This is a genomic window from Actinomycetospora sp., assembly GCF_055612215.1.
Genome location: NZ_JBVPVA010000276.1, coordinates 1 through 3,449 on the forward strand (window position 1 = coordinate 1; position 3,449 = coordinate 3,449).

3 protein-coding genes are annotated in these 3,449 nt (G+C 74.1%); 1 reads left to right on the plus strand and 2 read right to left on the minus strand.

Annotation, left to right across the window (positions count from 1 at the left end):
* Window positions 1-62: 62 nt before the first annotated feature.
* Window positions 63-821: an alpha/beta fold hydrolase gene (locus tag AC0CYZ_RS07520; RefSeq protein ID WP_472213869.1), complete on the minus strand. Its 759-nt coding sequence runs from the start codon at window positions 819-821 to the stop codon at window positions 63-65.
* A 37-nt stretch (window positions 822-858) separates the two neighbouring features.
* Window positions 859-1,266 (minus strand): PPOX class F420-dependent oxidoreductase, encoded by a 408-nt coding sequence (locus tag AC0CYZ_RS07525; protein WP_472213871.1) that lies wholly within the window; start codon window positions 1,264-1,266, stop codon window positions 859-861.
* 204 nt (window positions 1,267-1,470) lie between these two features.
* Here AC0CYZ_RS07525 and AC0CYZ_RS07530 point away from each other — a divergent pair, with 204 nt between their 5' ends.
* Window positions 1,471-2,841 (plus strand): NAD(P)/FAD-dependent oxidoreductase, encoded by a 1,371-nt coding sequence (locus AC0CYZ_RS07530; protein WP_472213873.1) that lies wholly within the window; start codon window positions 1,471-1,473, stop codon window positions 2,839-2,841.
* Window positions 2,842-3,449 lie beyond the last annotated feature (608 nt).

The following is a 3,449-nucleotide window of genomic DNA, read 5'->3' on the forward strand; positions in this document are numbered from 1 at the left end:
GCCCCCGACGGCGTCGATGTCCACCCCGTAGCTGACGAGAATCTCCTTGGCCATGCCCCGGATTACCCGTCCAGGCCCGCCCAGAACGCCAGCAGCACCCCGGCGCCGCGGTTCGGGTCCTGCACCATCCACCAGTGCCCCAGGCCGCGGAGCTCCGCGACCTGCGCCCCCGCGCGCTCCGCACCCCGCCGGCGCAGCGCCTCGTCGCCGACGAAGTGGTCCTCGGTCGCGAGGACGGCGAGGCCCGGCCGCGCCGCCAGCCGGCCCAGGGCCTCCCCGCGCCGGGCCATCGCGGGCTGCGCGGCATCGCGGTAGAGACGCAGCACGCAGGCCTGCATCGCCTCGTCCTGCCCCGCGGCGAGCCGCTCCGCCACCTCCGGGGAGATGCCGTTGCCGACCATCCGCTCCGCCTTCGCGGCCGGTGTCCCGCCGAGCATCGCCGCGATGTGCCGCTCCCCGACCCCGGGCGTCTGCCAGGCCTGCGCGAGGTCGTGCCAGACGTAGTCCGGCTCGAAGATCCCCAGGACGTCGGACGCCCAGCTGCGCACCAGCTCGGGTCGCTCCATCAGGGCGGTGACGACGTGCCCGCCGCCCCAGTCGTGCCCGACGAGGTCGATCGGCCCGTCGAGGCGCTCCAGCTCGCCGATCAGCCAGTCGCGGTAGCCGTCGACGGTCGCGGAGAACCCGGGCGGCACCGGCGCCCCGAAGCCCGGCGGGGACAGCGGGACGACGTCGGTGACGCCGGCCTCGCGCAGCGCGGCGACGAGCGGGTCCCAGACGGCGGCGGTCTCGGGGTTGCCGTGGACGAGGACGACGGTCACCCGCGCGAGTCTGGGGCACGTCCCGCCACGGCGGGGGTCACATCGGGGTCACGCGCAGCACGGCCCGCGGACGCGGGCTGTTCGAGCGGCCCAGGAGGCGCTCGACGCGCTGGAGGAGCCGGACGCCCCCGAACTCCCAGCCGTACTTGACCCGGAGCAGCCGCTCGGCGAGGTCCACCGTCTCCGGGGACTCGTCCACGACCGCGGTCGCGGGGACCACGGGCGTGCCGTCGGTCACGCGCCCGCGGCGGTCGCAGGCCCGCAGCTCCACGTGGGCGTCACGACGGATGCGCTTGACCTTGCCGCTGTCGGCGACGGTGTAGACCACGAGCCCGGCGCCGTCACGCACGACCCACACCGGGGTCGACACCGGCTCGCCGGTGCGGCGGAAGGTGGTCAGCGAGACGAAGGGCTCGTCGCCGAGGGTCACGAGTGATGCCGTCACCCTTCCGCGATACCCGAGCCCTCGCGGGGGTGCACCGCCACGAACCTCACAGCGCGCCGTCGATCACATCGGGCCGTCCGGGGCGCGGGTCGCCCGGATCGCGACGTCGGCCGGGGCTCGTCACACGGGCGTCACACGACCGACACGCGGACCTCACGGAGAGCGGTTCCACCGCCGTGCGCCGATCCGGCACCCTCTCGGGACATGAACGCTCCGCACGTCGACGACCACCGCACCGGTCGGCCCGACCGCCCCCCGCGGGTGGTCGTCATCGGGAGCGGCTTCGCCGGCTTCCACACGGCGAAGTCCCTGGCCCGGCGCACGAGGGGCGCCGTCGAGATCGTCGTGGTCAGCCCCACGAACTACTTCCTCTACCTGCCGCTGCTCCCCGAGGTGGCCGGCGGGATCCTCGAGCCGCGGCGCATCGCCGTGGCCCTGTCCGACGCCCTGCCGGCCTGCGTGCGCCACGCGCCCGGCGAGGTCGACGCCATCGACCTGGACGCCCGGGAGATCGGGTGGCTCGACCCCGAGGGCGTGTCGCACCGGACGACCTACGACCGGCTCGTCATCGCGGCCGGCAGCGTCCACAAGGTGATGCCGATCCCCGGGGTGAACGAGTACGCCGTCGGCTTCCGCGGCGTCCCGGAGGCGTTCTACCTCCGCGACCACCTCGTGCGGCAGATCGACCTCGCGGCGATGAGCGACGACCCCGACGAGCGCGCGGCCCGGTGCACGTTCGTCGTCGTCGGCGCCGGCTACACGGGCACCGAGGTCGCCGCGCAGGGCCAGCTGTTCACCCGGGCCCTCGCGCGCAGCCGCCACCTCGACCCGGACGACATGCGCTGGGTGCTCGTCAGCCGGGGTGCGGTGCTCGCCGGACTGGACGAGCACCTCGCGACGACCGCGGACGCCGTGCTGCGCCGGCGCGGGGTCGAGGTGCACACCGACGAGACGATGGAGGAGGCCACCGACGAGGGCGTCCTGCTCAGCTCCGGGGAGCGCATCCCGACCCGGACGCTGCTGTGGTGCGTCGGCGTGCGCGCCGACCCGCTGATCGAGGACCTCGACATCGAGGTCGAGGCCGGGCGGGTCGTGGTCCACGAGACGCTGCAGGTGCCGGGTCACCCCGAGCTCTACGCGTGCGGGGACGCGGCGGCCGTGCCCGACCCGAGCCGCCCCGGCGAGTACACCGCCATGACCGCACAGCACGCCGTGCGCCAGGGGGCGCTCGCCGGCCGGAACATCGCGGCCTCACTCGGGTACGGGTCGGTGCGGCCCTACCGCCACCGCGACCTCGGCTTCGTCGTCGACCTGGGCGGGTTCCAGGCCGCGGCGGCTCCGCTGCACATCCCGCTCACCGGCTTCCCCGCCAAGGTCGTCACGCGCGGCTACCACCTGGCCTCGATGCCCGGGAACCGCGTCCGCACCGCGGCGGACTGGATCCTCGAGGCACTCCAGCCCCGCCAGAGCGCCCAGCTCGGTCTCGTCCGCTCGCCCGCGATCCCGCTGGACACCGCCTCGCCCGAGGTCCCCCAGCACCACCTCGGTTTCCCGCACGCGTCCGGCGGGCGTTGATCCGATTCCGCGGAAACGGATCACGACGGTCCGGACGGAACCTTTTTCCGCGGAGATCCGGAAATTGCGCACCCTGCTGCGCCGCGATACGGTCACCACCCGTAGGGGCCGCCCGGCGCACCCGTTACGCCTGATCGCGGGCCTGCCGGTGGCACGGGAACCACAGTCCGGGAATCACACGGCACATTCACGTCCCCGGCTCTTGTTGGCCGACCCGGGGCAGGAATACGCTGCGAGCGTAGCCGGGCAGCAACGTCTCCCCCCGACGAAATCCGGGTCTACCCCCCAGACCCGGAGGTGTGCTGCCCGGCTACACACCTGCCTTTCACCGGGAACGCGGGCATTCCCGAGAAATGGGACACCGTCCCCTCGTGCACCATCATCCGTTGCCGGGCCGGTCCGCGCCCCGACGCGTGGGCACCACCCGGATCGTGGTACCCAGGAGGGAACCGATCCCCCGGAGCCAGCCGGGGGCCGACCCGACCCGGATGAGGTGCACCAGATGGCCCTGATGCGTCGCGTGGCCGTTCTCGGAGCCGCCGTGGCCGCCGCCCGCCAGTACGCCCGTCAGAACCCGGACAAGGTCAACCGCTACGCGGACCAGACCG

Coding starts and splice junctions, on each gene's coding strand:
- AC0CYZ_RS07530 (WP_472213873.1), top strand. CDS start 1,471: ATGAACGCTCCGCACGTCGACGACCACCGCACCGGTCGGCCCGACCGC.